We start from the raw sequence: 24184 nt of genomic DNA, 5'->3' as shown, positions 1-24184 counted from the left end.
TTTGCAAAAACATATTGACTTTTTTCTATATGTATGTTAGTATTGATTTAGAGAGAAGAAAGGAGCGAAGGATATGGTTGAAGATATTTATGAATCTATTTCTAAAAAGCTTAAGGCGATATCGGATCAAAAGAGGCTAAAGATTGTTGACATGCTATCTTGCGGGGAGCTATGTGCCTGTGAGATTCTTGAAAAGTTTGACATCACTCAACCGACTTTGTCGAGTGACATGAAAAAGCTTGAGGAGGCAAAGCTTGTCAAGAGCCGCCGCGAGGGCAAGAACACTTACTACACGCTGAACAAAAAGGCGCTTGAGCACTTCCTTGAGCAGCTTGAGTACATCTTTGGTGACAAGCCTGATTGCATCTGTCACAGCGAGGAGAAGATGGATTATTAATTTTGGGTAAGATTGAATTTATACGATACAATTAGATAAGGAGGCTAGTATGAAAGATATTAGAGAAGAAGTTAAGAATTATTATTCAAAGGTAACTACTGTTGATGACGGCAAGATGGAGACTAAGATCTGCTCCTGCGCTCTTGATGGCAGTCCTAAGTACATTAACGAGGCGAGAAAGATGATTCCTGATGAGATCATCAAGCACTTTTATGGCTGCGGCTCACCGATACCGCCTGCACTTGAAGGCATGACTGTCCTTGACCTTGGCTGCGGGACTGGTCTTGACGTCTATACTATAAGCAAATTAGTCGGGGAGCATGGCAGGGTCATAGGTGTCGACATGAACGACGATCAGCTTGCCATCGCTAGAAAATATCAAGATGAGATGGCGGAAAAGTTTGGCTACAAGAAGTCCAACGTTGAGTTCAAAAAGGGCTACATCGAAGATTTGAAGCCCCTAGGCATTGAAGATGGCAGCGTGGACATAGTTATTTCAAACTGCGTTATCAATCTAAGTCCTTACAAGGAAGAGGTATTTAAAGAGATTTGGCGCGTTCTTAAGACTGGCGGCGAGCTTTACTTTGCGGACATATTCGCGGACAGACGCTTTGGAGAAGATATCTCTATGGATTTAATTCTAAGAGGCGAGTGCCTAGGCGGCGCTATGTATATAGAAGACTTTAGACGTCTACTTAGAAAGATAGGTTGGGAAGACTTTAGATACATCAAGTCAAATAAGGCTGCCATTGACAATGAAGATATAGAGGCAATGGTAGGCAATGTAGAGTTTTACTCTCACACTATAAAGGCTGTTAAACTACCTGAGCTAATTGAGGACATCTGTGAGAACTATGGACAAGTAGCGACTTATAGAGGCGGCATTGAAGGCTCGGAAAATTACTTTGACCTTGACGACCACCACAGATTTTACAAGAATCTTCCGCTTGCTGTCTGCGGCAATAGCTGTGCGATGATTGAAAACACAAGACTTGCGAAGTACTTTGACATCATGGGCGACAGAAGCGAACACTTTGGCGCTTTTAGTGGATGCTCCACTGCACCTTCTACTGATCCGGAAGAAAGTGACGACTGCGGCTGCGGCACTGGCTGCTGCTAAAATTTTGCGTTAAAATTGCGATCTTGGCTAGTTTCGAATTATTTTGTCGCTGCGGAGTGCGTTTAGCACACCTCACTCCAAAAAATTCTGTACAACGCCAATCTCATCAATTTTTCCTGCAAAATTAGTGAATAAATAGAGTTATGATTTAGTCAATTTGATTTAGTATATTAAACTTTACGAAGCTCCATTTTGTGAGAATCTCTCACTTTATTCAAGAAATATATCAAAATTTATACTATTCTGCAAAATGCAAAAACATTTTTGATCTAAGAAGATATATAGAAGATATATAATAGAAGAAAAAGCGATAAGGTAGGAAAAACCTTATCGCTTTTATAATAACTATGATTTTATTTTTTTATTCCCTACTCCTTATCCCATACCTGCCATTTTTTCATTTCGTTTCGTCTCAGTTCCTTCTCAGTGTTTCCGTCCCTGTACTCCTTCAATTTTCTTAGCATATCCTCTTTCCCCTCAGGGAATTTCGCAAGTAGCGGCAAGGGATTGGTCTTGTGCGTCGCCTTGATTACTGTACTATTCTCAAGGCTTTCAAGTATATATATTTCCTCAGCTAAAACGTCTTTTATGGCAAGTCTCGTAAATTCTTTCGCGCGAACGAGGTCTTTAAGCGGCGCGCGCTTGAATATAACAGTCGTTACGAAGACTATTTCGAATGGCTTTATCTTGTTTAATAGTTTTGCCGTTCCTTTTCTATGAGCCATGGTCAGCTCTTTACCGCCAAGGCCGAGCATGATGTAGACGGAGTAGCTGATGCCAAGCCTTTCAAGCTTTTTGCACGCTCTTATGCTATCACTCACGCTGTGACCCTTTTTGTGAAAGCTCAAAACTTCGTCCGAACCGCTTTCAAGCCCTAAACATAGCCTATCCATGCCCATGGCTTTAAGCCTAAGTAGCTCCTCATCTGTCTTGCGAAGAACGTCTGTTGCACGCGCAAACATTGATATGTACTCTACTTCGAAGTACTTATGTATAAGAGCAAAGACATTCTCAAGGAAAGATGCTTTTACGCATAAGGGATTACCCTCAAGTAGTGTAAATTTCTTGGGGCTGCGTCTCATATTGTCGTATTTAATTTTCTCCTTACGCAAATAGTCCTCGATCTCGGCGAGCTTGAAGACGTGAAATTTCTGCCTAAAATTCAAATCGCAGTAGAGGCACTTTTGGTAAGAACAGCCTGATGTCACGGGCACCATGACGTTGTGCATTTCGGGCATCGGCGTGTACATGTAGATGGGGTAAAAGTTTTCCATAATTATCTCCTTATAATTATATTAGCACTAATATGTAATTATGTCAAAACTGTGTTATAATATAGATAATAATTATAAAAATATGGAGGAGTTTATATATGATATTTTTCGATCTTGACGATACAATTCTCAATACAGCTAAAACAAATCTATTAATTTTTGAGCGTGCGCAAATGGATTTGCACATAGCTATGGATGCGGACGAGTTCAGAGGCCGCATAAGGACTGCACTTCGTTCGCGCATGATAAGGCATTTGGACTTTGCCTACAACGAGACCATAGGCATCGATCCACTTGACTACATGCTTATGGAGGAGCCATACGAAGAAGAAAGGCTAGAGCTGTTCAAGAATGGGGTTTATGACGATGTGAAAGACATTTTGGGCGAAGTTACTCAAGAAGAGTTCTTCGCAGCCTTTTTGAAGAGACGCTTCGACTACACAGAAGCAATTGACGGCATGCTAGAGCTTGTAAAGGATTTAAAGGCTGTCGGCCACAAGATTGGCATAATCACTGACGGCATCAGCGAAGTTCAGCACAGAAAGGCGCAAACCCTTGGTCTTGACATACTTGTAGACTACGTCTTTGCTTCGGGCGACTTTGGTTATGGTAAACCCGATACGAAGTTTTTCTTCGGCGCTATGAAGGCGGCTGGCGTTAGAGCAGAGGAGTCCATCATGATAGGTAACAACATCGACTCAGACGTTTTCGGCGCACTCGCAAGCGGCATGAAGGCCATTTACTTCGGCGTGAAACCGAAAAATTACGCAGTTACATGGGCAAGTAGCGCGGATGAATTAAGAAAGATTTTATTATAGGCTGTGGTTTATTATGAAAATTGTTGACCATTATTCATATCCAGCGATTGTCACTTATTTTGATAACGGCTCTACTGAAACATATTTTCCTGACTTTGATATTTATACTGAAAGTGAAGATGACAAGGATCTGATGAAATACGCAAAGGAGCTACTTTCTGTACTTATAGAAGGGATTTTAGATGATGAAGAGTTTTTACCAGAGCCGAGCAAATTGCAAGATTTGACGCTTCAAGACAATGAAAGAACTATGCTTGTTGAAGTTTTTGTGCCAAGTGAAATTAATATAGAGAAGAATATTTCTGTTTATCCTTGTGTAGTAAGGCATGAAGATGGCGTTTATTATGCTAATTTTCCTGACTTTGATGCCTGTTTTACTGATGCTGAGAGCTTAGATGAACTTTTTGTAAACACAAAAGAAGTTTTAAATGGGCTAATAAATACTATTTATGATAATGATTTGAACGTGCCTATGCCAAGTGAGGCTGAGGATATAAAGCTAAAGAGCGGTGAGTTTTTAATTTTAGTAAAGGCTGATTTATCTAGTAATATGATTGAAAATGCTTATATAAAAAGTGATGAGAAGTATTATAATGAGCTTGTAAAAAGAGCTTCAGACATAAAAAAATAAATAGAGATAGCAAAAGGCGAGGGTTTTCCTCGCCTTTTTACTTACTCAAACAAATTTACTTACTCAAACAAATTTACTTACTCAAACAAATTTACTTACTTAATCAAATTTACTTACTTAATCAAAATCACTTACTCAATCAATTTTATTTACTTAATCAAAATCACTTCTCAAATCAATTTTACTTACTTAATCTTTTCTATTTCCCGGCCAAAGTCTCTCGCTATATACATACTCGTTTCGCCATTTTCTTCGCTTACTATAAATGGAAACTCGGCTATATTTGTGGCGGCGCCCCATGCTCCGTCCTTATTTACTGCAATTACTGAAAAATCGCGCGGCTCTTCGCCCTTCGCCCTAAGTTTTGCGTCTAAATCCATGACTGCCTTTGTAGCGGCGTCTTGAGGACTTAGGCCACCTGCCATTAAATTAACGATTGCATACGATAATGTTCCTTTAATTATGTCTTCGCCGACGCCTGTTGCAGCTGCGGCGCCTACTTCGCTGTCCGCATATAGACCGGGGCCCACAAGTGGCGAATCGCCCACGCGGCCCACTTTTTTCATAAAGAGACCCGAGGTCGATGTAGCTGCGATGCATCTTCCGTCCTCTGCAATGAGGCCGCAGACTGTATCGTGACCCTTGTAGACCTTTGGCTTCTTCGCCCTTTCTTCGAGCCAGCGCTTCTTCGCTTCATCTGTAAGCATCTCTTCTTCTTTAAAACCCATTTCTTTAGCGTGTTTCAGAGCGCCTTCGCCGACTAAAAAGTTATTGTATTCATTATCAATGAGGGTATAAGCGACTGAGACAGCGCTCCTCATATTTCTAAGGCCAGCAACCGCGCCAAAATGCAGATTGTCCCCGTTCATGATGGCTGCATCGCACTCAACTACGCCATCTTCATTCGGTAGGCCGCTGTAGCCGACCGAGTGAAAATCTTCGTTCAGCTCAACATCTTTTATTAAAGTAATCAAGGCCTCTTCAAGCGGCGCACCATCGAGTATCGCCTCACGTGCGAGCTTCGTGCCATTCAAAGCCATTTTCCAAGTTGCTATAATTGTCATAAGTCCTCCTAAAAATCAGAAAAATTAGTCTTGCGAAGCACCTTTTTGTCCTTCATCTCAACGATGCCCTTGCTAATAACTGTGTCAATGTCGTCATTATCGTCAAGCGCCATAAGGTCAAGTGAAAGCCCTTCCTTGATCTCGCCTGTGATATGGTCTATCTCAAGCGCTTTAGCTGCGTTTGTCGAGGCAAGTTTAATCATGTCTTTTAATTCATAGCCATAATTATGGCAAAGCGCCTTTATAGTGTCGAAAAGCTCTGTAATCTTTGCAGCGCCTATACCTAAGAGCTCTTTGTCCTCGGACCAGATAGGCACAGAGCCGTTTGAGTCGGACGAAAGCGTGATTTTATCGAATGGTGCGTTCTTTATCGCATAATCGATGGCGTCAAGACCATCATCCCCTGCAGTGAAATCAGCGTATCCACCCATGTTCATAAACTTAACAGCGTCGTCAACGATGTTTTTGCAATGTGTCGGCCTGAAGACTTTGATCGGGATCTCGTGTTTTTCAAGGACTGCGAAGACTTTTGAAAGGCCTTCCTTTCCCAATCCGCCCGTATGCATGTGTAATTCACCTACTTTGCCGGCGAAGAGGCCACCTAGGTAGCACTCGCTCGCGAGCCTTACGAGTTCGTCCTCCGTGATGTAACTTGCTCTGTGGTCTGAAATTGCTAGCTTACAGCCGATGATCTCACTTATGTAAGTGATGTCCTTTTTAACCGAGCCTGTTATGGTTTTAGAAGGATATTCGTAGGCGCCAGTCAGTGCAAAGGCTCTGACGTTGTACTCATTTAGCGCCTTTACCTTCGACACCAAATTTTCGACCGAACGAGTCGTGCTGTCAGTCCCAAGCAGGCCAACGAGCGTCGTCACCCCAGCCATAATTATGTCCTCATACTTTATCTCGGGAACGCGCGACGTCGGACCCATCTCTCCGCCGCCACCAGTCACGTGTACGTGGCCATCGATAAGCGATGGAAAAACTCTTTTTCCCTTTAAATCTATCTCTTCAATCCCATAATAATTTTCTATATTTTCCTTTATCATAGTGATATTGCCATCTAAAGACAAGATGTCTACACCATTTCCATTATAATTTGCGTTTTTAACAAGCAGCATAAATCCACCTCCACTAAATAAATCATAGCACAAAAGCATGACTATGACAATAGTTTTGGGTATAATAAACTAGGTGATTTTATGAAAAAGACAAATGCGATGCGCCTCGTTGAAGCGGCGGGCGTAGATTATGAGGAGTTTGAATACGATGCGAGCCTTGGAATCAGTGGGACTGACGTCGCTCGCACTCTTAATGAAGATGTGAATATGGTTTTCAAGACCCTAGTCACTGAGACGAATAAAGGGGAACATTTTGTTTTTATAGTGCCCGTGGCGATGGAGCTTGACCTAAAAAAGGCGGCGAAGGCGGCTGGCGCGAAGAAAGTTGATATGCTTAAGCAAAGGGATTTACTGCCACTCACAGGCTACGTGCACGGCGGCTGCTCACCCATTGGCATGAAGACGAAACTTAAGACATTTATCGACGTATCGGCGATGGATAAAGAATATATTTACGTGAGCGGAGGCAAAGTTGGTCTGCAAATAAAATTAAGTCCAGCAGATCTAATCGAGCTAACGGATGCGTGCTCCATTGACATAGTGAAGACGGCTGTGTTACAATAAGAATAATTGAGGTGATTTAATGAACGAAAAATTTTCTCTAGTAGAGAGCGGATTTATAGACGAAATAAGTTCAGCGTATAAGATTTTTACGCACAATAAGACTAAGGCAAGGGTCATCAAATTCGAAAATGACGACGACAACAAAGCCTTTATGATAGGATTTAGAACGATTCCAGAGAATTCAAAGGGCATAATGCACATAATTGAGCACGCGGTTTTGTCGGGCTCGAAGAAATACACAACGAAGGAGCCTTTCATGGACCTTGCAAAGTCATCACTTGCAACGTTTTTAAACGCGATGACTTTCCAAAACATGACAGTTTATCCGATTTCATCAAGAAATGCGAAGGACTTCTACAATTTGATGGACGTTTACCTAGATGCTGTCTTCAATCCGAGACTATTAACGGATAAAAGAGTCTTCCTTCAAGAAGGCACTAGACGCGAAATTTTTAACAAAGATGACGAAATTCAGTACCAAGGCGTTGTTTATAACGAGATGAAGGGCGCTATGTCCTCTTCCGAAGAGTTCATCTACCAAGCGATGCAAGAGGAGATGTATCCCGGTAATTATCCCGCTTTCAACTCAGGCGGCGACCCTTACGAGATCATCAAACTTACTTACGATGAGCTTCTTGACTACTACAAGAGGCACTACCACCCATCGAATTCCTTCACAGTTTTGTATGGCGATGGCGACGTAGACGAGGAATTAGAACATCTTGACGAGTTTTTGGGTGCTTACGAGTACAAGGAAATTCCGAACAAGATTGGCATGACTTTAGCGGAGGACAGTAAAAAATTTATCGAGCGCGCTTATCCAAACGATGTCTCCGACAAGCACAATTATGCATATAGCTTCATCACAGGCGATATTGACAACACTCGTGACAGCATTATGACAGAGTTTTTGAGTAAGTACCTAAGCTATTTCTCAAATTCGCCGCTTAAGAAGAAGATCCAAGAGATGGGCATTGCGAGTGATTTACTTAGTTACTCCAACTATGGCTATGGTAATGGTAATTTCACTGACATAAATATGATTTTAAAAGACGCAGATGGCGACAAGGCTGATATTTTCAAAGATGCTGTAGAAGAAGAGCTTGAGAATATCAAAGCTGGCCGCATCAATGGTGATATCTATGACTCAGCGCTTAATTTAATGGACTTTACCCTTAAAGAGTTTGCAAATACTGCAACAAAGGGCATTGCACTTGCGCTAAAAGCTGTGGCTATGTGGCTATTTGACAAGTCGCCACGGGCTGCCTTTGCGTATAATGCTACGCTTGAGGAGCTTAAGAAGGACCAAAGTGCTTTTATAAACTTCGTGAAAGAGGTTCATAAAGATCCTAAGCTAATTGATTTTTACCCAGTAAAGGATTTTTACAAGGATAGAGACGCTTCTGAGAGAAAGGCGCTTGATGAGTATAAGGCAAAGTTAAGAGATGATGAGCTAGATGCGCTAATTAAGGAAAATGAAGACCTTAAGGCTATGCAAGAGGCAGGAGACAGTAAAGAGGCGCTTGCTAGTATACCGACACTTAAGCTAAGCGATTTGCCACGCGATATTGAAAAGCTTCCGCTTGAGAAGATTTCTGACTCAGCTTATTATTCTAAGGAAGATAGCAAAATCTGCTACCTAAACCTATTCTTTGACATTTCTCACCTTGCCGAAGAGGACTACGTGAAAGTCGCTAATTTAGTTGATCTACTTGCAGACATCAAGACAGAGAAGTCATCGAGAGAAAAGCTTGAGACCGACATATTCAAAACTACTGGCGCGATAAATTTTGCTGCAAGCGTTGTGAAAAACTACAAGAACGGCAAATTGACTCCGTTTGTGCAATGCAGCGCGAAGTTTACTAAGGATAAGGCAGTTAGCGCGATGAAGCTTATTGACGAGATCATCAAGTACTCCGACCCGAGCGACGAAAAAGTACTTAAGATGAACGTTTTGGAAAGCGTTTCAGACTTTGATAACAACGTACTAAACATCGCCCCAGCCATCGCTATGGATGTAGCTAAGGCGCAAAGCCTTGAAAAAGAGAGACTTACGCTAAAACTTCATGGCATAGAAAAGTTTATTCACCTTAAAGAATTGAAGGCAAACTTCGATGAGCTTAAGGACGAAGAGATAAAAGACTATGAAAGACTAATGAAGACTATGTTTAGAAAAGATGGTTTTATCTCCCACTATTCTTTTGAAGGAAGAATAGCTGAGCTAGATAAGGCTATAGCTGAACTTGAAGCTTCACTTGAGAGCGTAGTGGCTCCAGCCATAAACGTAGAAAAGAAAAGAGAAAAGAAAAATACTAAGTTTATCGTTTCATCAAAGGTCTACTTCAATGGTATGGCGACTGACCTAGATAGTGATAACGACGGCGATGTAGAAGTTTTAAGACAAATACTGTCGAACGACTACCTACACACAGAGATCCGTGCTAAGGGCGGTGCATACGGCGATGGCTTAAACTCTGGGCTTGACTACCTTGCAGAGTTTACCTTTAGAGATCCGCACGTTGCGAGAAGCTTAGGCGTTATGAGGAAGTCCGCCGAGTTCTTGGAGGGCTGCGAGCTTGATAGTGACGAGCTTGAGAGAAGGAAGATCGCTTCGACACTTAAGTACAATAAAGCGTACGGCAAGGGACAAAAGGGCAAACTTGCCTTCGTGAGAATGCTTCAAGGCATGACAGAAGAAGACGATTTGAAGGCTTATAGAGAGATTTTGGATACAGATTTGGAAAAATTGAAGGAAAAGTACGTGGATAAATTGAAGAGACTTGAAGATGCTCCGGTGGCGGTTATTGGACCTGAGTCGGATGATAATATAGAGTATGACGAAGTGATTGATATTAGATAGGATTTCGCGTTAGAATTGCGCCTAAGGCTTGCGCACTCGCTTCCTTCCTCCAACGTACGCATTTGTACGATGTCGGTCGGTCGCTCGTTATGCTTCGCCTTATCCATCATAGCGCAAAGGTTCTAGTACATTTTAATGTACTAGGTTCTTCTTCTATTCGCAAAATCAGTATAGCGGTTTTAAATATTCTCAAAGTAATAAACAAAACTTAAAGAGAGCTGCGGCTCTCTTTTTTTCTTAATTATATTAACGAACTTGTAAAGCTCAAGGGCAAGTTTGAATGCGAAAGAGCTTGCCAATAGGCCGTGATTGTGCTATAATCATAATATCAAGGGAGGTCTTACTATTAGCATCAAGAAAAAGTTTTTCTCCTACATGATACCTTCGCTGTCGGCGATGATCATCTTCAGCCTATATTCAATGGTTGACGGCTTCTTCGTGAGCAAGTTCGTCGGCGTCGATGCCCTAAGTGCAGTCAATCTTTCAATGCCCTTCGTAAACATCGTTTTTGCGCTTGGGATAATAGCTGCAGTCGGCTCGCAGACTATGTGCGGAGTATTTATCGGCAGAAAAAACTATATGAAGGCTAATAAAATTTTTAGCTTCAACATAAAAACTGTAACAATATTTTCATTGCTACTAACAGCACTATTCTACTTTAATCTAGATAGGATAGCGAGCCTTTTGGGTGCAAGCGGTGATCTAAAGCCGCTAGTTTTGGAATACATAGGTAAAATCGTGTATTTTGTGCCATTCTTAATGATTTCGTATAACTTCGAAGTCTTGGTCAAGGTCGATGGCTTTCCGCGCTTGGCGGTCGTAACAGTTATCACATGCGGCTTAAGTAACGTAATTTTGGACTACGTCTTCGTCGGACTCATGGGTATGGGCCTCGCAGGTGCAGCAATTGCAACGGGTATATCGCAAGTCATCTCGACCGTGGTCTACTTAATTCACTTCACCATCGGCAAGTCGAATCTTGAGTTCACCCATGTAAAATTCTCGCTTGAAACGCTTAAATCCATCTTCACGCTTGGTGTTGGCGATTTCGTTTCAGAGGTCGGCATCGCGATGATAGTACTGTTCTACAATTTATTCATAATCAGGTTTTTGGGCGAAAAATCCATTGCCACTTTCTCAGTTATTAGCTACGTCAATCAGCTTGCCCTCACTTGTTTTGCGGGCATAACGCAAGGCACACAGCCGCTTCTAAGCTATTACTATGGTAAAAAGGATTACGATAGCCTCAAAAAGCTTTATAGGATGGCGACTGCGGCGATATTTGTGACGGGACTAGTCTTTTTAACGGCCTCACAGCTATTGCCAGAGAAAATATTTAGAATATTTTTGGACGTAGACGCAGAGACTATGGCCTACTCAGTAGAATCGCTTCGTAAATTCTCGATATCCTTTATGATTACAGGCTTCAACGTACTCATAGCAGCCGTTTGCGTGTCATTCTTAAAGCCGAAGTACTCCGTTATAATCAACGTTTTGAGAAGCTTCGTGACCATATACTTGGCGCTTTTCGTTTTGACAATGATCGAGCCAAAGCTAATATGGTTCGCATCGGCACTGTCAGAGGGCGTGACACTGATTTTTGCATACTATTTCTATAGGAAGCTGAGCCGCGAAAATCAAGAGAAGTACGAATAATTTCTTGTTCGTGCGAAGCACCAAGGTTCTCGGGACCCATCCAAAGCTTTAGCTTTGATGATGGGTGAGGTTCTTCAAATTGCGCCTGAAACTCATTCGCTTTTAGCCAATGCTCGAGTACTCGTGTACAGTTAAGTCCATGCACCAAGAGAGCAAGCGAAGCGAAGCTCGATTGGATATGCATGCCTTATGCCAGAGTTTACAAAGGTATGGAGCGTAGTGAACATAGCTTTGATTAAACTTACGGCCAAGCTTGCCTCGTCAGTCCACATCGCCCAATCATCACATTTTATCTAAGAAATAAATATTGTTTATGAACAAGATAAACGATAAGGTATTGCGCCTTATCGTTTTCTTCTATTATATATAACTCATGTCACTTATTTATCTAAAAATCTTAATCTTGAAAAATGAAAGATAGGATTTATTCACCAACACCTCAATTGAAGAACCTCGTACACTAAAGTGTCCGAGAATCTTTGCGCTATGCAGAGCGATTTGATGAGATTGGCGTTGTACAGAATTTTTTGGAGCGAGTCGTATGAATATACGTCGCAGCGACAAAAGAATTCGAAACTAGCCAAGATCGCAAATCGAATGCAAAAGTGAAAACTTAAGGAATTCTTAAGGGATAATTAAGAAAAACTTAAGAGTTACTTAAGAAATAATTAAGATTTGTGTATTATAATAAGACCATAAAGATAACAAAGGAGTGAAAACTATGAACGAAATTTTAAAAGTAAATTCTGTAAGCAAGGTTTACGGCTCTTTCTACGCACTAAAGGATGTCAACATGACCGTAAACGAAGGTGAGATCTATGGTCTTGTCGGCAAGAACGGCGCTGGTAAATCTACTTTACTGAAAATCATAACTGGCCTTAGCTACGCAACAAGTGGCTCAATCGAGCTTCTTGGCGATGCGGGCGCAAATATTAACATAGCGAGGAGAAGGACAGGCGCTTTAATCAACAGGCCTTACTTCATTCCAACGCTTAGTGCAAGGGACAATCTTGAGTACATCGCGATCAACAGGGACATCAAGGACAGAAAGAAGAAGGTTAGCGAAACTTTGGAGCTTATAGGCCTTGAAAATACTAAGAACAAAAAGGCGAAGAACTTCTCACTAGGTATGCAACAAAGGCTTGCCATCGGTATAGCTCTTATCGATGATCCGGTATTTCTAATTCTAGACGAACCGATCAATGGTCTTGACCCTATCGGTATCAAGGAAATCAGAGACCTTATCAAGCTTGTTAATCAAGAGAAAAAGACTACTGTCATGATCTCGAGCCACATCTTGAGCGAGCTTAACATGGTTGCTACTAAGTACGGCTTCATTGACAATGGCAGACTGATCCAAGAGATTACTAAGGATGATCTTGATGAAAAGCTTAAATCGTCGACAAAGATCAAGGTTGACGACGCTGCCAAGGCTACTATAGTTTTGGAAGAGGACATGAAGCTTCACAATTACAAGGTTTTAGCTGATAATGTCATTGCAATCTATGATAATGTTAATAGCAGCGCCATATTCAAGGCCTTCCAAGCAGCAGATGTTGAAATCATCGAGATAAATCAAGCTAAGGAAGAGTTTGAATCATATTTCTTAAGCTTAGTAGGAGGTAGAAGAGATGTTTAATTTTATGAAAGCAGAATTTTTTAGAATAAGTAAAAGAAAGTACAATGTAGGTCTATACATCTTCGGTTTTGTGATGTGTGCCCTTGTTTTATACATCTTTTCAGGGCTTAAAAGGAGGGGCTTTGCAGGCTGGGAAGTGGACCGTGACCTATCGATGATGTTCTTCACTTTAGGCCAAATATTATCCTTAGCATCTATACTAATTCCTCTAATGGTGAATTTAACAGCGCTTGAACCATACGCATCAGGCGCCATCAATAACAACCTAGCACTTGGCCAATCAAGGATGAAAATTTATCTAGCAAACGCAATTATTTCCTTACTATATATCTTAGTTTACATGATCATCATGTGCACTATACTTATAGCAGGTGGCGCAATTATAGCACCTCTCACAACTACACCATTTGCAGATTTAATGAAGAACTTCCTTATAGGCTTTGCATATCTATTACCATGTATATGGTTTTACGTGTCCTTAGTCTTGTTCTTCCAAATACTTACAAGACACAGATCGTCAGCCATCGCCATCTCTTACGTCGCTATGGCTATCTTCCAACCAGTACTTTATATAATTATAAATAAGTTTAGATGGGATGTAAGCTTAATATTCTTAGCACCATCAAGAATTGTTCAATCAATAACTGGAATGATGGGTAGCTACGGACTTGACTTTTTGCGTGGTAGTAAATACACAGATTGGTTTTTTAACGTTAACAATATGCTTTATATCATGCTTGGCTGGATAGCTCTTGTTTGGGCTGGCATCTACTTTGTAGGTAGAAAAAGAGAATTTTAATGAAGAGGATATTTCCTGCCATAATTATAGCAGCGGCGCTAATTTTTTTAGTAGCCGCTCTTGGTTTAGATTTGATGACTGTTTTTATTGTGCTTTTAGCTCTTGTGGCATATCTTTCTTACACCATATACCTATCAAGAAAAGAGCTTAAAGAGTTTCGTGAAAACCTTGAGGACAAGGAAGCAAGCGAGATTAAGGTCGCTTTGCAAAGCTATTCTTACACGGGTGAATTGAATGAGATATGTAAGATAATCGAAGATATCATTGACTCCAAGAACACCATGGGCCAAAAGTACAACGCCTCGATCGAGAACCAAAACCTGATGATTACGAACATCTCGCACGATTTTAGAACGCCGCTTACGTCCATCATGGGCTACATCGATGTTTACGAGAGGACTAGGGACGAGAAGTACCTTGAGATAATCAAGAAGAAGGCCGAGGAGCTAAAGGAACTCATCGACGGTTTTTATGATTTTTCAAGGCTTGTGTCGAAGTCCTACAAGATTGACAAGAGGGTCTTTAATCTCGATGACTTTATCAAGGAAGAGATAGTGAACTACTACGACTACTACATCGCCAAAGGGCAAATGATTGACGTAGAGCTTGATAGAGTGAGATGCTTCCAAGACGAGAAGAACCTTAAGATAGTTGTCGATAATTTGATTTCAAATATGATGAAGTACTCCGAAGGCGGCGACAAGATTGAGCTAAAGCTGAAAGATGGCTACTTCGAGCTGAAATTCTCTAATCTCGCTCAGATTGAAACGGATGACAATATAGATAGAGTTTTCGAAAGGAACTACACTATAGATAAGTCGAAGAATGATGCGTCGAGCGGATTGGGATTAAATATAGTCGAGAATTTATGTGAATTGATGGGGCTGAATGTATCGGTTGAGTATAAAGATGATGTTTTTACGATTACAATTACAGGCAAGGCTCTTAACAAATAAGTTTTAATTTAAAATCACTTAGTTTAATCCATCGTCCCTGAAGAAGAACTTGATATTGCGAAGAAAAGAAAATTTGATTAATATAAAAAGATTTAATATTAGCGAATAAACAAAATTGACTAAAAAACTAAAAAATAAATTCATAATAAACCCATTGAAGCGATTGAATTAATAAACAATCGCTTCTTTGTTTTGCAAATTTTTTACTATTTTTATGTGCAAAATAAAAAATATGTTTATATTTTCATTTACTGGGTATAAATAAGTCAGAGATAGTCAAAGGAAGTGATATTATGGAGTATAAAGATTATTATAAGATATTAGGTGTCGACAAAAAGGCCTCTGATGCTGAGATTAAGAAGGCTTTTAGGACGCTTGCCAAAAAGTACCACCCTGATTTGCATCAAGGTGACAAGGCGAACGAAGAAAAATTTAAGGAAATAAATGAGGCTTACGAGGTTCTTTCTGACAAAGACAAGAGACAAAAGTACGACGCTTTCGGCTCGAACTACGACTTTAGAGGCGGCCAAAATTTTAACCCGAACGATTTTGGTTTTGGTGGCTTTGGCGGCGCTAATGGTAATGGCGGCACTTATTACAGATACGAAACAAACGGCTCTGGTGGCGACTTCTCTGACTTCTTCAACATGTTTTTCGGCGGAAATGACATGGGTAATATGGGTAATGGCAGAGCAAAACGCTCATCTGGCTTTAATATAAATGACTTATTTAGAGGTAAGGCAAAAAAAGAGAGACAAAGATACAATACTGAGCTATATATCACGCTTGATGAAGCTTATCATGGTTCAAAAAGGTCAGTCTCTTTAAATATTGACGGCAAAAACATTAACATAAATTTAAATATACCAAAGGGTATTACAGCTGGCAAGTCCATAAAAGTGGCGGGCGAAAAATGGGGCGTAAGTGGCGACATCTATTTCAAAATTCAATTCTTGAAGGACAAACGCTACGAGCTTGACGGCCTAGACATCAAAACTAGCGCCAGCGTCTACCCTTGGGGCGCGTATTTCGGCTGCGAAAGAGTGGTCGAAGTCTTTGACAAGAAGATCAAGATTAAGGTGCCAAAGGGCTACGACGTAAGCAAGCTTATGAGGATCAAGGGCAAGGGCTTTACTGATATGAAGGGCGCAACAGGCGACTTATATATCAGATTTAACATGGTAAACCCAAAACTTGACGAAACAAGCGAAAAACTATACAAAGAATTAGAAGAAAAATATAAATAAATATAATAGAAGGTGATATTATGAACATGGATAAATTAACGAAAAAAACAATTGAGGCGATAAATAATTCGAACGAGGCTGCAAGGTCCTTGGGTAATCCTGAGATAAGGCCTGCGCACCTACTAAAGGCACTACTTGAGGACAAGGAAGGCCTGATCAGAACTACGATTGAGGCGATGGGAGTAAATGTGGACGGCATGCTTATGGATGCCCAAGGAATCATTAACAAGTTCCCTAAGCAAAGCGGCGCAAATATCTACACATCGGCAGAATATAACAAAGTTTTGGAACTAGCAGAAAATGAGATGAAAAACTTCCAAGATGAGTACCTAAGCGTTGAACATCTATTCTTAGGTATTATGGAAGTGAAAAATGCGAACATCGATGCCATTTTCAAGAAATACAATATAACGAGAGCGTCATTCTTAGATACTTTGAAGGGCTTTCGTGGAAATCAAAATGTAACGAGTGATAACCCTGAAATGCGTTATCAAGCGCTTGAAAAATACGGCAGAGACCTTGTAGAATACGCAAGGAAGGGCAATATGGACCCAATTATAGGCCGTGACGACGAGATCAGAAACGTTCTTATGATTCTTTCGAGAAGAACAAAGAACAATCCGTGCTTAATCGGTGACCCAGGTGTTGGTAAGACAGCCATAGTCGAAGGTCTAGCGCAAAGGATAGTTAAGGGCGACGTGCCAGAAAACTTAAAGGACAAGACTATTTTCGAGCTTGACATGGGCGCGCTAATCGCTGGAGCTAAGTACAGAGGCGAGTTTGAAGAGAGATTAAAGGCAGTTTTAAAAGAAGTCGAAAAATCTGAAGGAAGGATTATATTATTCATCGATGAAATTCACAACATCGTCGGCGCTGGCAGAACTGAAGGCTCTATGGATGCTGGAAACCTTCTAAAACCACTACTTGCAAGAGGCGTCTTGAGAACCATCGGCGCGACAACCATTGACGAATACAGAAAATACATCGAAAAAGATAAGGCACTTGAAAGAAGATTCCAAAAAGTTATGGTCACTGAACCATCTGTTGAAGACACTATCAGTATCTTAAGAGGTTTAAAGGAAAAGTACGAGGTTTATCACGGAATCAGAATTTCTGACCCCGCTGTTATAGCTGCCGCAGTGCTTTCAGATAGATACATCACCGACAGATATTTACCAGACAAGGCAATAGACCTAATGGATGAAGCCTCGGCGATGATTAGAACTGAGATTGACTCGATGCCAGAGGAGCTTGACTCGAAGAGAAGGCTAATTATGCAGCTTGAGATCGAGAGAGAGGCGCTTAAGAAAGAGGACGACGAGCGCAGCATGAAGAGACTTGAAGAGCTTAACAAGGATTTGCAAGAGCTTCAAGAGGAATACGACGTCAGTCTAAAGAAATGGCAAGAGGAAAAAGACAGGATAGAGGACGTTAAAGAGCTTAAGAAAAAGATAGATGAGACAAAATACGAGATAGAAAAGGCTCAAAGAGAATACAATTTGGAAAAGCTTTCCGAGCTAAAATATGGTACGCTTGCAAAACTTGAGGCAGAACTTAAGGAAAAGAACGAAAATGTCAATGAAAAGCAAAAGTATCTAAAGCTTGAAGTTACTGAGAACGAGATCAGAGACGTTGTATCGAAATGGACTGGTATACCTGTTTCTAAGCTTGAAGAGAGCGAAAAGGAAAAGCTACTAAAACTTGATGAGATACTTCATCAAAGAGTAGTTGGTCAAGACGAGGCGATAGAAGCTGTATCAAACGCCATCATCAGAAACAGAGCGGGACTATCAGATCCGAACAGACCTATCGGCTCCTTTATATTCTTGGGACCAACTGGTGTAGGTAAGACAGAATTAACAAAGGCCTTGACAGAAGATTTATTCGACGATGAAAAGAATATGATTAGAATTGATATGAGTGAGTACATGGAAAAATTCGCTGTATCTAGGCTAATAGGCGCACCTCCAGGATACGTCGGCTACGAAGAAGGCGGCGAACTTACTGAAAAAGTAAGAAGAAAACCATATTCAGTAGTATTATTCGACGAGATAGAAAAGGCTCACCCAGATGTATTCAATATACTACTTCAAGTCTTGGACGATGGTAGGTTAACTGACAATCAAGGAAGAACAGTCGATTTCAAGAACACCATCATCATCATGACAAGCAACATCGGTTCGCCAGACATACTTGAAGGCATTAGCGAAGACGGCAAGATTACAGACGAGACAAGAGAAAAGGTAAATGAAGAAATGAAGGCCGCATTCAGACCAGAATTTTTAAACAGAATCGATGAAATCGTTATGTTTAAGCCACTTATAAAGGACGAAATTTTCGAAATCATAGAAAAAGAAGTTGACAAGATCAGAGTAAAACTCGAAGCAAGATCCATCACATTAAAGATGACAGAAGCTTTGAAGGAGTACATCCTTAAAGAAAGCTACTCATCAGCCTTTGGCGCAAGACCAGTTAAGAGATACATTCAAAGAACAGTTGAGACAAAGCTTTCTAGAATGATTATAGCTGGAGAAATTGCTGATAGTGATGCGATCACTATGGACTACGACGGCAAAGAGCTTACAGTAAAGAAAAATTAATATCAGAGCTAATAGCATAAGAAAAAGAGCTTGTACATGGGGTACAGGCTCTTTTTGTGTTTACTTGCTTTCATATTTTAAAAATCTCTTAGAAAGATACAAGGATATTAAGATTTCCACCGCTGCAAAAACAGCTAATAAGCTTAAATCGTGAAGATTTATAAATCTTAAGTTGTTTGACTCAATCGCCAAAAAGCTTAGTCCAACTATTTTGAGTGCCCTATACGCAGTTCCCAAACCAAGTATAGTAAATATGCTAGATAGAAGCACTATGATGCCGAAGGACTTTATCCTTATGGCAAGTGCGCTGAATATGGCGATTATTGGAAGTGAAAATATTATGCTCATCATTATATAGTAAAAATATATGCTAAAGTTTATACTAGAGAAATTTGCTATAAATTTTCCTCCTATATAAAATAAGAAGAAAAAATATATTTGGCATAAACTTACTATGATGAAGGCTAAAATCGTCTTTGCTAATACAAAGGACATATTCTTTTTTGGACTCAGTCTTATGAATTTAAGTCCCGCCTTGTGCTCAACTGACCACAAACTTGCTACAACGATTGCAATTAAAGGTATATAGAAGAAGGAGAAGTAGAATAAACTTACTTGAGCCCACAGACTTTGCCACTCGTGCGTTAGTGAAGCCTTGTTACCCATGTAGTTTATAAGCCCAAAGGCGTTAGCTAATAAGGGTATTATGAGACTTACTAGCAAAATATTTATAAATTTTATCTTTTTTAATTCTAATTTTAACATTTTTCCTCCTAGTCCTTCCATAAATTATATGATTTCATTGTCTTAAGATAAATTATCGTAAGCACTAAAAATACAAAGGCAATGATTATGGTGTAGAAATTTATTGGGTTTAGCACTTGAACGAAGTTTTCGTTTTCTATCACATAAGAAACATTCAAAAGAGATGCCATCCAAGCAAATGGGTTGATAAATGAAAGCGCTTTAGATGTTAGCATGGTGATGATACCTGTAAGACCGCCTATGATTGAGATAAATGAAAGGGTGTATACTTTTTTCGATTTCATCTCCACTATCATGAATAATCCCAAGAAAAATAAATTTATTATCAGTGCTGATAAGTTTACCAGTAGAAATCTTAGGAGCATTTCGTTGTTCATGTTGAAGTTTACTGATTTTCTTGCGAGTAAGATAAAGAATAGAGCTTCAAGTGCTTGCAGTATAATTAATTTTAACGATAAATTTTTAAATTTATTTATAAGTATATGGTTAACTTTCTCTCCGAGCATAATTTGAATTTTCCACATATTATTTTTTTCTTCAATCTCTATAACTTTTTTCACAAGGGACGAGATCAGTATTGGGTTTATCAGTAGTGATATAAATAAATAAGTGTCTAGGATGTAGGCAAGTGGATAGGCACCTTCTGCAAACGATTTCGAGTGGCTAACGCCTGCTACCATCAGCATTTGAGCGATAAAAACTACTATTATTAAGAAATTTATTCCAAGTCTTTTATATTTTTTCCTCTCTAAATTTTTCATCTTAAGACCTGCTTTCTTCAATAAATAGCTTTTCTAGACTTTCTTTTTCTTCCTCTATCCTGTATATATCAACTTTTCCTGTTAAAAAATTAACTATATCTGCAATATCTTGGTTAGATTTTTTACCCAAAATTATCTTTTTCTCACTTATGCAGTCTATGTCAAGGTCTAAAAGTTCTCTAGTCTTGTCATTATCAGAAGTAATCATTGATATATATGGCGGATGAAGCCTTCTGTATTCGTCCAAACTGCCATTGTAAGTCAAGTTACCCTCTTTAAGTATACCTATGTGAGTGGAAATTTTTTCGATTTCATCAAGTATGTGCGAAGAGATAAGTATGCTGGTAGATGTATTTTTCACGATGTTTTTAAATAAATTTCTCATCTCCTCAATCCCTTGAGGGTCTAGGCCGTTGATTGGCTCGTCTAATATTAATAGTTTTGGGCTGCCCATCAATGCCATGGCTATGCCGAGCCTTTGCTTCATGCCTAGGGAGTAGTTCCTAGCCTTTTTCTTACCTACATTGTTAAGGCCTACTAGATCTAAAGTTTTATTGATGCTCTCTTTTTTAATTCCTTTTAGGCTTGCGACTATCTCAAGGTTTTCGTAGCCACTTAGGTGCTCGTAAAATGATGGATTTTCAATAAGAGCGCCAAGATTTTTATTAAAATCCTTTTGGTTTTTGGCGTTTACCTCTTGGCCGAAGACTTTAACTGTGCCAGCGTCTTTTTTCACAAGACCAAGTACAATCTTCATAAGAGTTGACTTGCCGGCGCCATTCTTACCGATAAGGCCATAGATAGAGCCTTCTTCGATTTCCAAAGAATCAATGTCTAGGACCAATTTTTTGTTGTAAGATTTTTTTAAATTTTTTACTTCAAGTATTTTTTTCATAATCATTCCTCCTAAAATCATAATAGCACGCATAGATAAATATAAAGTTTACACAAGCTCACTTTTAGATAACAAATTCAAATAAAGCTAAATATATTAAAAAAATGTTGTATAATAATCTTAATGAGGTGGGGCAATGGATTTTAGAAGTAATTTTAGTATATTGTTAGTCGATGATGAAAAAAGTTTATTAGAAAATTTATATAATTTTTTGAAAGATAAAGGCTTTAAAGAGGTTTATACTGCCAAAAACTTGAAGGAGTCCAGATTTAAATTAGAAAATTATAAAATCGATTTGGTGGTTTTAGACTTAATGCTTCCAGACGGCAGTGGCTTTGATTTATTAAAGGAGATAAGAAACACGTCTAATTTAGCGGTTATCATACTTTCAGCGCTTGATGGCATAGACGACAGAAGAGAAGGCTTTGAGAATAAGGCGGACGACTACCTTGTTAAGCCTTTCTTCCCAGATGAACTGCTTTGGAGGATAGACGCAGTTTTAAGAAGAATTAAAAAAATTAAAAGCGACGAGAAAATAAATTTAGGCAAGGTTATCTTTGATAAATCGAGAGGCATACTTGAAAAGGGCGGCGAAGAAATTCCCTTAACAGCAAAGCAATTTAAAATTTTGGATTATTTATCCCAGAATATAAATACAATAGTTTCAATTGACCGAATTTTAGATAATATTTGGGAAGACTCTTATGGTTACGAAAACACCTTGATAACGCATATATACAGGCTCAGAGAAAAGCTTGAGGATGATCCAAGAAATCCCAAGATTTTGATTACAATAAAGGGTCTTGGCTACAAACTAATTAAAGAGGATTAAAATGTTTAATTATATATTAAAAAGATTTAAAAAAATTGTCATCAGAATACTAAGTTTATTGTTTTTTCTATTATTACTACTTATGATATTTTTATACTTAAACTATAGATTAAATAATAAATATCCAAACCCTAATTATATTTACTCCTATGTGAATGAAAATAAAACGGACACTTATCTAAACGAGAAAAATACAGCGTTTTTACAAGAAAAAGATATCTGGTCTATAAGACTTGACAAAGAGGGAAATCTTATAGAGAGCTTTAATAAGCCAAAAGAGCTTAAGAACAAGTTTGATATAAGAGATGTGGCGAGATTTACGAGATACTACTTAGCTGATTACCCTGTATTTACCTACGTTTTAGACGATGGCATAATTGTCTTTGCCTATCCGAAGCACTCCTTGGACAAATTGCCTTCGAACTACTATAGTTACAGCAAATTTATTTTCAATATAATACTTGTTTTGGCATTTTTAATTTTATTCTTATTATTTGTCTATGTATTTTATAAGATAGATATTAAAAATATCCTTAAAAATATACTCCCACTGCAAAGAGCCATAGATAAGCTGTATGAGGATGACTACGAAAAGCTTGATGAATACGGCGACTTGAAAGATTTGGCGAAAACTATAAACGAGGCAAATGAAAAATACAGGGAGCTAAAAAAGTCCCAAAGCAAGTGGATTAGAGGCGTGAGCCACGATGTGAGGACGCCGCTTGCGAAAATTTCGTGGGAAGTAAACAAAGAAAATCCAGATAAAAAACTTATACAGGACGAGGTTTTGAAAATTTCAAACATCTTAGAGGGGCTAAACCTTACTATATCGCTCTCTAGCATTGATAAAGAGAATTTTACTAGTGAAAACCCATTAAAAATAATCAGAAAACTTATAGTTGATAAACTAAATGAAAATCCAGAGCGAGAAATTATTTTCGAAAATAATATAAAAACAGATACGAAAATTAGGATGGATGAGAATTTATTTTACAGAATGCTTGAAAATATCTTGAAAAATGCACTTACTTATACAGCTGGCAAAATTAAAGTTACGCTTGGAGAGGACGATGATGTGATAAATATCACCATATCGGACGAAGGCGGTGGCGTAAGTGAAGATATTATCAAGAGAATTAATGAAGAAGATTTGACAAATATTACAAAACATGGCTTAGGTTTATTCATTTCTAAGCAAATAGCTGAGCTACACGATGCGAAATTTATTATAAAAAATAAAAACTCAGGTCTGGAAGTATCATTTATCTTTGATAAATAAAGTGAATAAAAAAGAAAAAGAGCTTGTACAAAAAACGTACAGGCTCTTTTTTGAAGGAGATATTTCAAAATGAAAAAAATATTTTCATCGTATTAACTTAGTTTTTCCTTTGAACTTTCTTAAGGCTCCTAAGTAGAAAATATAAGGCTGCTAGGCCAAGTATAAGTCCTAAGGCTTTCAAAATTAAATAATCATCCATATTGTAAACCTCCTTAAGCTCGTTAAGAATCACTTGAATGTGATAAATCGTTCAATTATATATACCCATTTGCATGGAGATATAACAGTTTTATTAAATATTTATGCAAATATTGACAAAAATGTGAAAATGTAATACAATGTAATAAATAAAGGAGGAAGAGCTATGACTATATCTGTTAGACTAAGTGAAAAAGATGCAAAACTATTCAAAACTTATGCCGATATCAATGGTATAAGCATGTCTGAACTCATCAGAAGCTCGGTTTTGGAACGCATCGAGGACGAATACGATATCAAAATTTACGAAGAAGCGATGAAAGAATATTTATCAGATCCAAAGACTTATTCTATGGATGAAGTAGAGAAAGAGCTGGGACTTTGATGCGATATAAACTTTTATTTTCAAAGAGGGCGCTTAAGGAGCTTAAAAAGATGGATAAGGCTGTGAGCGCACTGATATTTGCATGGCTTAAGAAAAATATTGACGGAGCGGTGGACCCAAGAGCTTTTGGAAAGGCGCTTAAAGGTGACAAGAAAGAGATGTGGCGCTACAGGATAGGCGATTACCGCGTTCTAGTGAATATTGAGGATGAGAACCTCACCATAATCGCGATTGAAATTGGCCACAGAAGAGATATTTATAAATAAATCCATCCATTTCCTTGACAAAATAAAGTGGATGTGCTACAATCATCATTGTAATAA

General features: G+C 39.0%; 22 protein-coding genes. 16 read left to right on the top strand and 6 right to left on the bottom strand.

Annotation, left to right across the window (positions count from 1 at the left end):
* Positions 1–73 precede the first annotated feature (73 nt).
* Both AC1EJ0_RS06840 and AC1EJ0_RS06835 read left to right on the top strand, forming a co-directional pair.
* Complete coding sequence (locus AC1EJ0_RS06840; protein WP_480023674.1) at positions 74–397, top strand: ArsR/SmtB family transcription factor; 324 nt, start codon at positions 74–76, stop codon at positions 395–397.
* A 49-nt stretch (positions 398–446) separates the two neighbouring features.
* A complete protein-coding gene (locus AC1EJ0_RS06835; protein ID WP_480023675.1) occupies positions 447–1517 on the top strand; it encodes a methyltransferase domain-containing protein in 1071 nt (356 codons plus the stop codon).
* A 368-nt stretch (positions 1518–1885) separates the two neighbouring features.
* Here the strand turns inward: AC1EJ0_RS06835 and AC1EJ0_RS06830 are convergent, their stop codons facing one another.
* Entirely contained in the window at positions 1886–2791 is a 906-nt protein-coding gene (locus tag AC1EJ0_RS06830) for a radical SAM protein (RefSeq protein ID WP_480023676.1), read from the bottom strand.
* A gap of 98 nt (positions 2792–2889) precedes the next feature.
* Between AC1EJ0_RS06830 and AC1EJ0_RS06825 the strand changes: the two genes are divergently transcribed.
* Complete coding sequence (locus tag AC1EJ0_RS06825) at positions 2890–3609, top strand: HAD family hydrolase (RefSeq protein ID WP_480023677.1); 720 nt, start codon at positions 2890–2892, stop codon at positions 3607–3609.
* A gap of 13 nt (positions 3610–3622) precedes the next feature.
* Positions 3623–4240 carry a type II toxin-antitoxin system HicB family antitoxin gene (locus AC1EJ0_RS06820; protein ID WP_480023678.1) on the top strand — a complete coding sequence of 206 codons (618 nt, stop codon included), beginning with the start codon at positions 3623–3625 and terminating at the stop codon, positions 4238–4240.
* Positions 4241–4425: 185 nt separating this feature from the next.
* Here the strand turns inward: AC1EJ0_RS06820 and AC1EJ0_RS06815 are convergent, their stop codons facing one another.
* A complete protein-coding gene (locus tag AC1EJ0_RS06815; protein WP_480023679.1) occupies positions 4426–5304 on the bottom strand; it encodes a glycosylasparaginase in 879 nt (292 codons plus the stop codon).
* A gap of 8 nt (positions 5305–5312) precedes the next feature.
* The gene (locus tag AC1EJ0_RS06810) at positions 5313–6425 is read right to left on the bottom strand and encodes an amidohydrolase family protein (RefSeq protein ID WP_480023680.1); all 1113 of its coding nucleotides are present in this window, start codon (positions 6423–6425) and stop codon (positions 5313–5315) included.
* Between the two features lie 81 nt (positions 6426–6506).
* Between AC1EJ0_RS06810 and ybaK the strand changes: the two genes are divergently transcribed.
* From ybaK to clpB, 8 genes are all read left to right on the top strand, one after another.
* Complete coding sequence (gene ybaK, locus AC1EJ0_RS06805; RefSeq protein WP_480023681.1) at positions 6507–6989, top strand: Cys-tRNA(Pro) deacylase; 483 nt, start codon at positions 6507–6509, stop codon at positions 6987–6989.
* 19 nt (positions 6990–7008) lie between these two features.
* Positions 7009–9849: an insulinase family protein gene (locus AC1EJ0_RS06800; protein ID WP_480023682.1), complete on the top strand. Its 2841-nt coding sequence runs from the start codon at positions 7009–7011 to the stop codon at positions 9847–9849.
* A gap of 309 nt (positions 9850–10158) precedes the next feature.
* Positions 10159–11505 carry an MATE family efflux transporter gene (locus tag AC1EJ0_RS06795; RefSeq protein ID WP_480023683.1) on the top strand — a complete coding sequence of 449 codons (1347 nt, stop codon included), beginning with the start codon at positions 10159–10161 and terminating at the stop codon, positions 11503–11505.
* 721 nt (positions 11506–12226) lie between these two features.
* Positions 12227–13144, top strand: a complete 918-nt coding sequence (locus tag AC1EJ0_RS06790) for an ABC transporter ATP-binding protein (protein ID WP_480023684.1) — start codon at positions 12227–12229, stop codon at positions 13142–13144.
* Positions 13137–13943 (top strand): hypothetical protein, encoded by an 807-nt coding sequence (locus AC1EJ0_RS06785; RefSeq protein ID WP_480023685.1) that lies wholly within the window; start codon positions 13137–13139, stop codon positions 13941–13943. Before AC1EJ0_RS06790 ends, AC1EJ0_RS06785 begins: the two co-directional genes overlap by 8 nt.
* A complete protein-coding gene (locus AC1EJ0_RS06780) occupies positions 13943–14899 on the top strand; it encodes a sensor histidine kinase (protein ID WP_480023686.1) in 957 nt (318 codons plus the stop codon). The genes AC1EJ0_RS06785 and AC1EJ0_RS06780 overlap by 1 nt, the downstream gene beginning before the upstream one ends.
* A 293-nt stretch (positions 14900–15192) precedes the next feature.
* Positions 15193–16146: a DnaJ domain-containing protein gene (locus tag AC1EJ0_RS06775; RefSeq protein WP_480023687.1), complete on the top strand. Its 954-nt coding sequence runs from the start codon at positions 15193–15195 to the stop codon at positions 16144–16146.
* A gap of 20 nt (positions 16147–16166) precedes the next feature.
* Positions 16167–18746 (top strand): ATP-dependent chaperone ClpB, encoded by a 2580-nt coding sequence (clpB, locus tag AC1EJ0_RS06770; protein WP_480023688.1) that lies wholly within the window; start codon positions 16167–16169, stop codon positions 18744–18746.
* A 60-nt stretch (positions 18747–18806) separates the two neighbouring features.
* On the opposite strand, the gene AC1EJ0_RS06765 is transcribed toward clpB, so the two are convergent.
* Genes AC1EJ0_RS06765 through AC1EJ0_RS06755 form a run of 3 tightly spaced genes read right to left on the bottom strand, consistent with a single transcriptional unit; the run spans position 18807 to position 21167 of the window.
* Positions 18807–19511, bottom strand: coding sequence for an ABC transporter permease (locus AC1EJ0_RS06765; protein ID WP_480023689.1), 705 nt, complete (start codon positions 19509–19511; stop codon positions 18807–18809).
* A gap of 8 nt (positions 19512–19519) precedes the next feature.
* Complete coding sequence (locus tag AC1EJ0_RS06760) at positions 19520–20272, bottom strand: hypothetical protein (protein WP_480023690.1); 753 nt, start codon at positions 20270–20272, stop codon at positions 19520–19522.
* A 1-nt stretch (position 20273) separates the two neighbouring features.
* Positions 20274–21167 carry an ABC transporter ATP-binding protein gene (locus AC1EJ0_RS06755; protein WP_480023691.1) on the bottom strand — a complete coding sequence of 298 codons (894 nt, stop codon included), beginning with the start codon at positions 21165–21167 and terminating at the stop codon, positions 20274–20276.
* Positions 21168–21303: 136 nt separating this feature from the next.
* On the opposite strand from AC1EJ0_RS06755, the gene AC1EJ0_RS06750 reads away from it, so the two are divergent.
* The 4 genes from AC1EJ0_RS06750 (at position 21304) to AC1EJ0_RS06735 (ending at position 24127) form a co-directional block, all read left to right on the top strand.
* The gene (locus AC1EJ0_RS06750) at positions 21304–21999 is read left to right on the top strand and encodes a response regulator transcription factor (RefSeq protein WP_480023692.1); all 696 of its coding nucleotides are present in this window, start codon (positions 21304–21306) and stop codon (positions 21997–21999) included.
* 1 nt (position 22000) lies between these two features.
* The gene (locus tag AC1EJ0_RS06745; protein WP_480023693.1) at positions 22001–23278 is read left to right on the top strand and encodes a sensor histidine kinase; all 1278 of its coding nucleotides are present in this window, start codon (positions 22001–22003) and stop codon (positions 23276–23278) included.
* A gap of 364 nt (positions 23279–23642) precedes the next feature.
* Positions 23643–23861: a type II toxin-antitoxin system RelB family antitoxin gene (gene relB, locus AC1EJ0_RS06740; RefSeq protein WP_294795333.1), complete on the top strand. Its 219-nt coding sequence runs from the start codon at positions 23643–23645 to the stop codon at positions 23859–23861.
* Positions 23861–24127 carry a type II toxin-antitoxin system RelE family toxin gene (locus AC1EJ0_RS06735; RefSeq protein WP_480023694.1) on the top strand — a complete coding sequence of 89 codons (267 nt, stop codon included), beginning with the start codon at positions 23861–23863 and terminating at the stop codon, positions 24125–24127. Before relB ends, AC1EJ0_RS06735 begins: the two co-directional genes overlap by 1 nt.
* The last annotated feature ends 57 nt before the right edge of the window (positions 24128–24184 follow it).

This window comes from Fenollaria sp. C0166D3, assembly GCF_056590255.1.
The sequence above is the reverse complement of the archived record's forward strand: the minus strand, read 5'-3'. Positions and strand labels throughout refer to the sequence as shown.

Coding starts and splice junctions, on each gene's coding strand:
- AC1EJ0_RS06840 (WP_480023674.1), top strand. CDS start 74: ATGGTTGAAGATATTTATGAATCTATTTCTAAAAAGCTTAAGGCGATA.
- AC1EJ0_RS06835 (WP_480023675.1), top strand. CDS start 447: ATGAAAGATATTAGAGAAGAAGTTAAGAATTATTATTCAAAGGTAACT.
- AC1EJ0_RS06830 (WP_480023676.1), bottom strand. CDS start 2,791: ATGGAAAACTTTTACCCCATCTACATGTACACGCCGATGCCCGAAATG.
- AC1EJ0_RS06825 (WP_480023677.1), top strand. CDS start 2,890: ATGATATTTTTCGATCTTGACGATACAATTCTCAATACAGCTAAAACA.
- AC1EJ0_RS06820 (WP_480023678.1), top strand. CDS start 3,623: ATGAAAATTGTTGACCATTATTCATATCCAGCGATTGTCACTTATTTT.
- AC1EJ0_RS06815 (WP_480023679.1), bottom strand. CDS start 5,304: ATGACAATTATAGCAACTTGGAAAATGGCTTTGAATGGCACGAAGCTC.
- AC1EJ0_RS06810 (WP_480023680.1), bottom strand. CDS start 6,425: ATGCTGCTTGTTAAAAACGCAAATTATAATGGAAATGGTGTAGACATC.
- ybaK (WP_480023681.1), top strand. CDS start 6,507: ATGAAAAAGACAAATGCGATGCGCCTCGTTGAAGCGGCGGGCGTAGAT.
- AC1EJ0_RS06800 (WP_480023682.1), top strand. CDS start 7,009: ATGAACGAAAAATTTTCTCTAGTAGAGAGCGGATTTATAGACGAAATA.
- AC1EJ0_RS06790 (WP_480023684.1), top strand. CDS start 12,227: ATGAACGAAATTTTAAAAGTAAATTCTGTAAGCAAGGTTTACGGCTCT.
- AC1EJ0_RS06785 (WP_480023685.1), top strand. CDS start 13,137: ATGTTTAATTTTATGAAAGCAGAATTTTTTAGAATAAGTAAAAGAAAG.
- AC1EJ0_RS06780 (WP_480023686.1), top strand. CDS start 13,943: ATGAAGAGGATATTTCCTGCCATAATTATAGCAGCGGCGCTAATTTTT.
- AC1EJ0_RS06775 (WP_480023687.1), top strand. CDS start 15,193: ATGGAGTATAAAGATTATTATAAGATATTAGGTGTCGACAAAAAGGCC.
- clpB (WP_480023688.1), top strand. CDS start 16,167: ATGAACATGGATAAATTAACGAAAAAAACAATTGAGGCGATAAATAAT.
- AC1EJ0_RS06765 (WP_480023689.1), bottom strand. CDS start 19,511: ATGTTAAAATTAGAATTAAAAAAGATAAAATTTATAAATATTTTGCTA.
- AC1EJ0_RS06760 (WP_480023690.1), bottom strand. CDS start 20,272: ATGAAAAATTTAGAGAGGAAAAAATATAAAAGACTTGGAATAAATTTC.
- AC1EJ0_RS06755 (WP_480023691.1), bottom strand. CDS start 21,167: ATGAAAAAAATACTTGAAGTAAAAAATTTAAAAAAATCTTACAACAAA.
- AC1EJ0_RS06750 (WP_480023692.1), top strand. CDS start 21,304: ATGGATTTTAGAAGTAATTTTAGTATATTGTTAGTCGATGATGAAAAA.
- AC1EJ0_RS06745 (WP_480023693.1), top strand. CDS start 22,001: ATGTTTAATTATATATTAAAAAGATTTAAAAAAATTGTCATCAGAATA.
- relB (WP_294795333.1), top strand. CDS start 23,643: ATGACTATATCTGTTAGACTAAGTGAAAAAGATGCAAAACTATTCAAA.
- AC1EJ0_RS06735 (WP_480023694.1), top strand. CDS start 23,861: ATGCGATATAAACTTTTATTTTCAAAGAGGGCGCTTAAGGAGCTTAAA.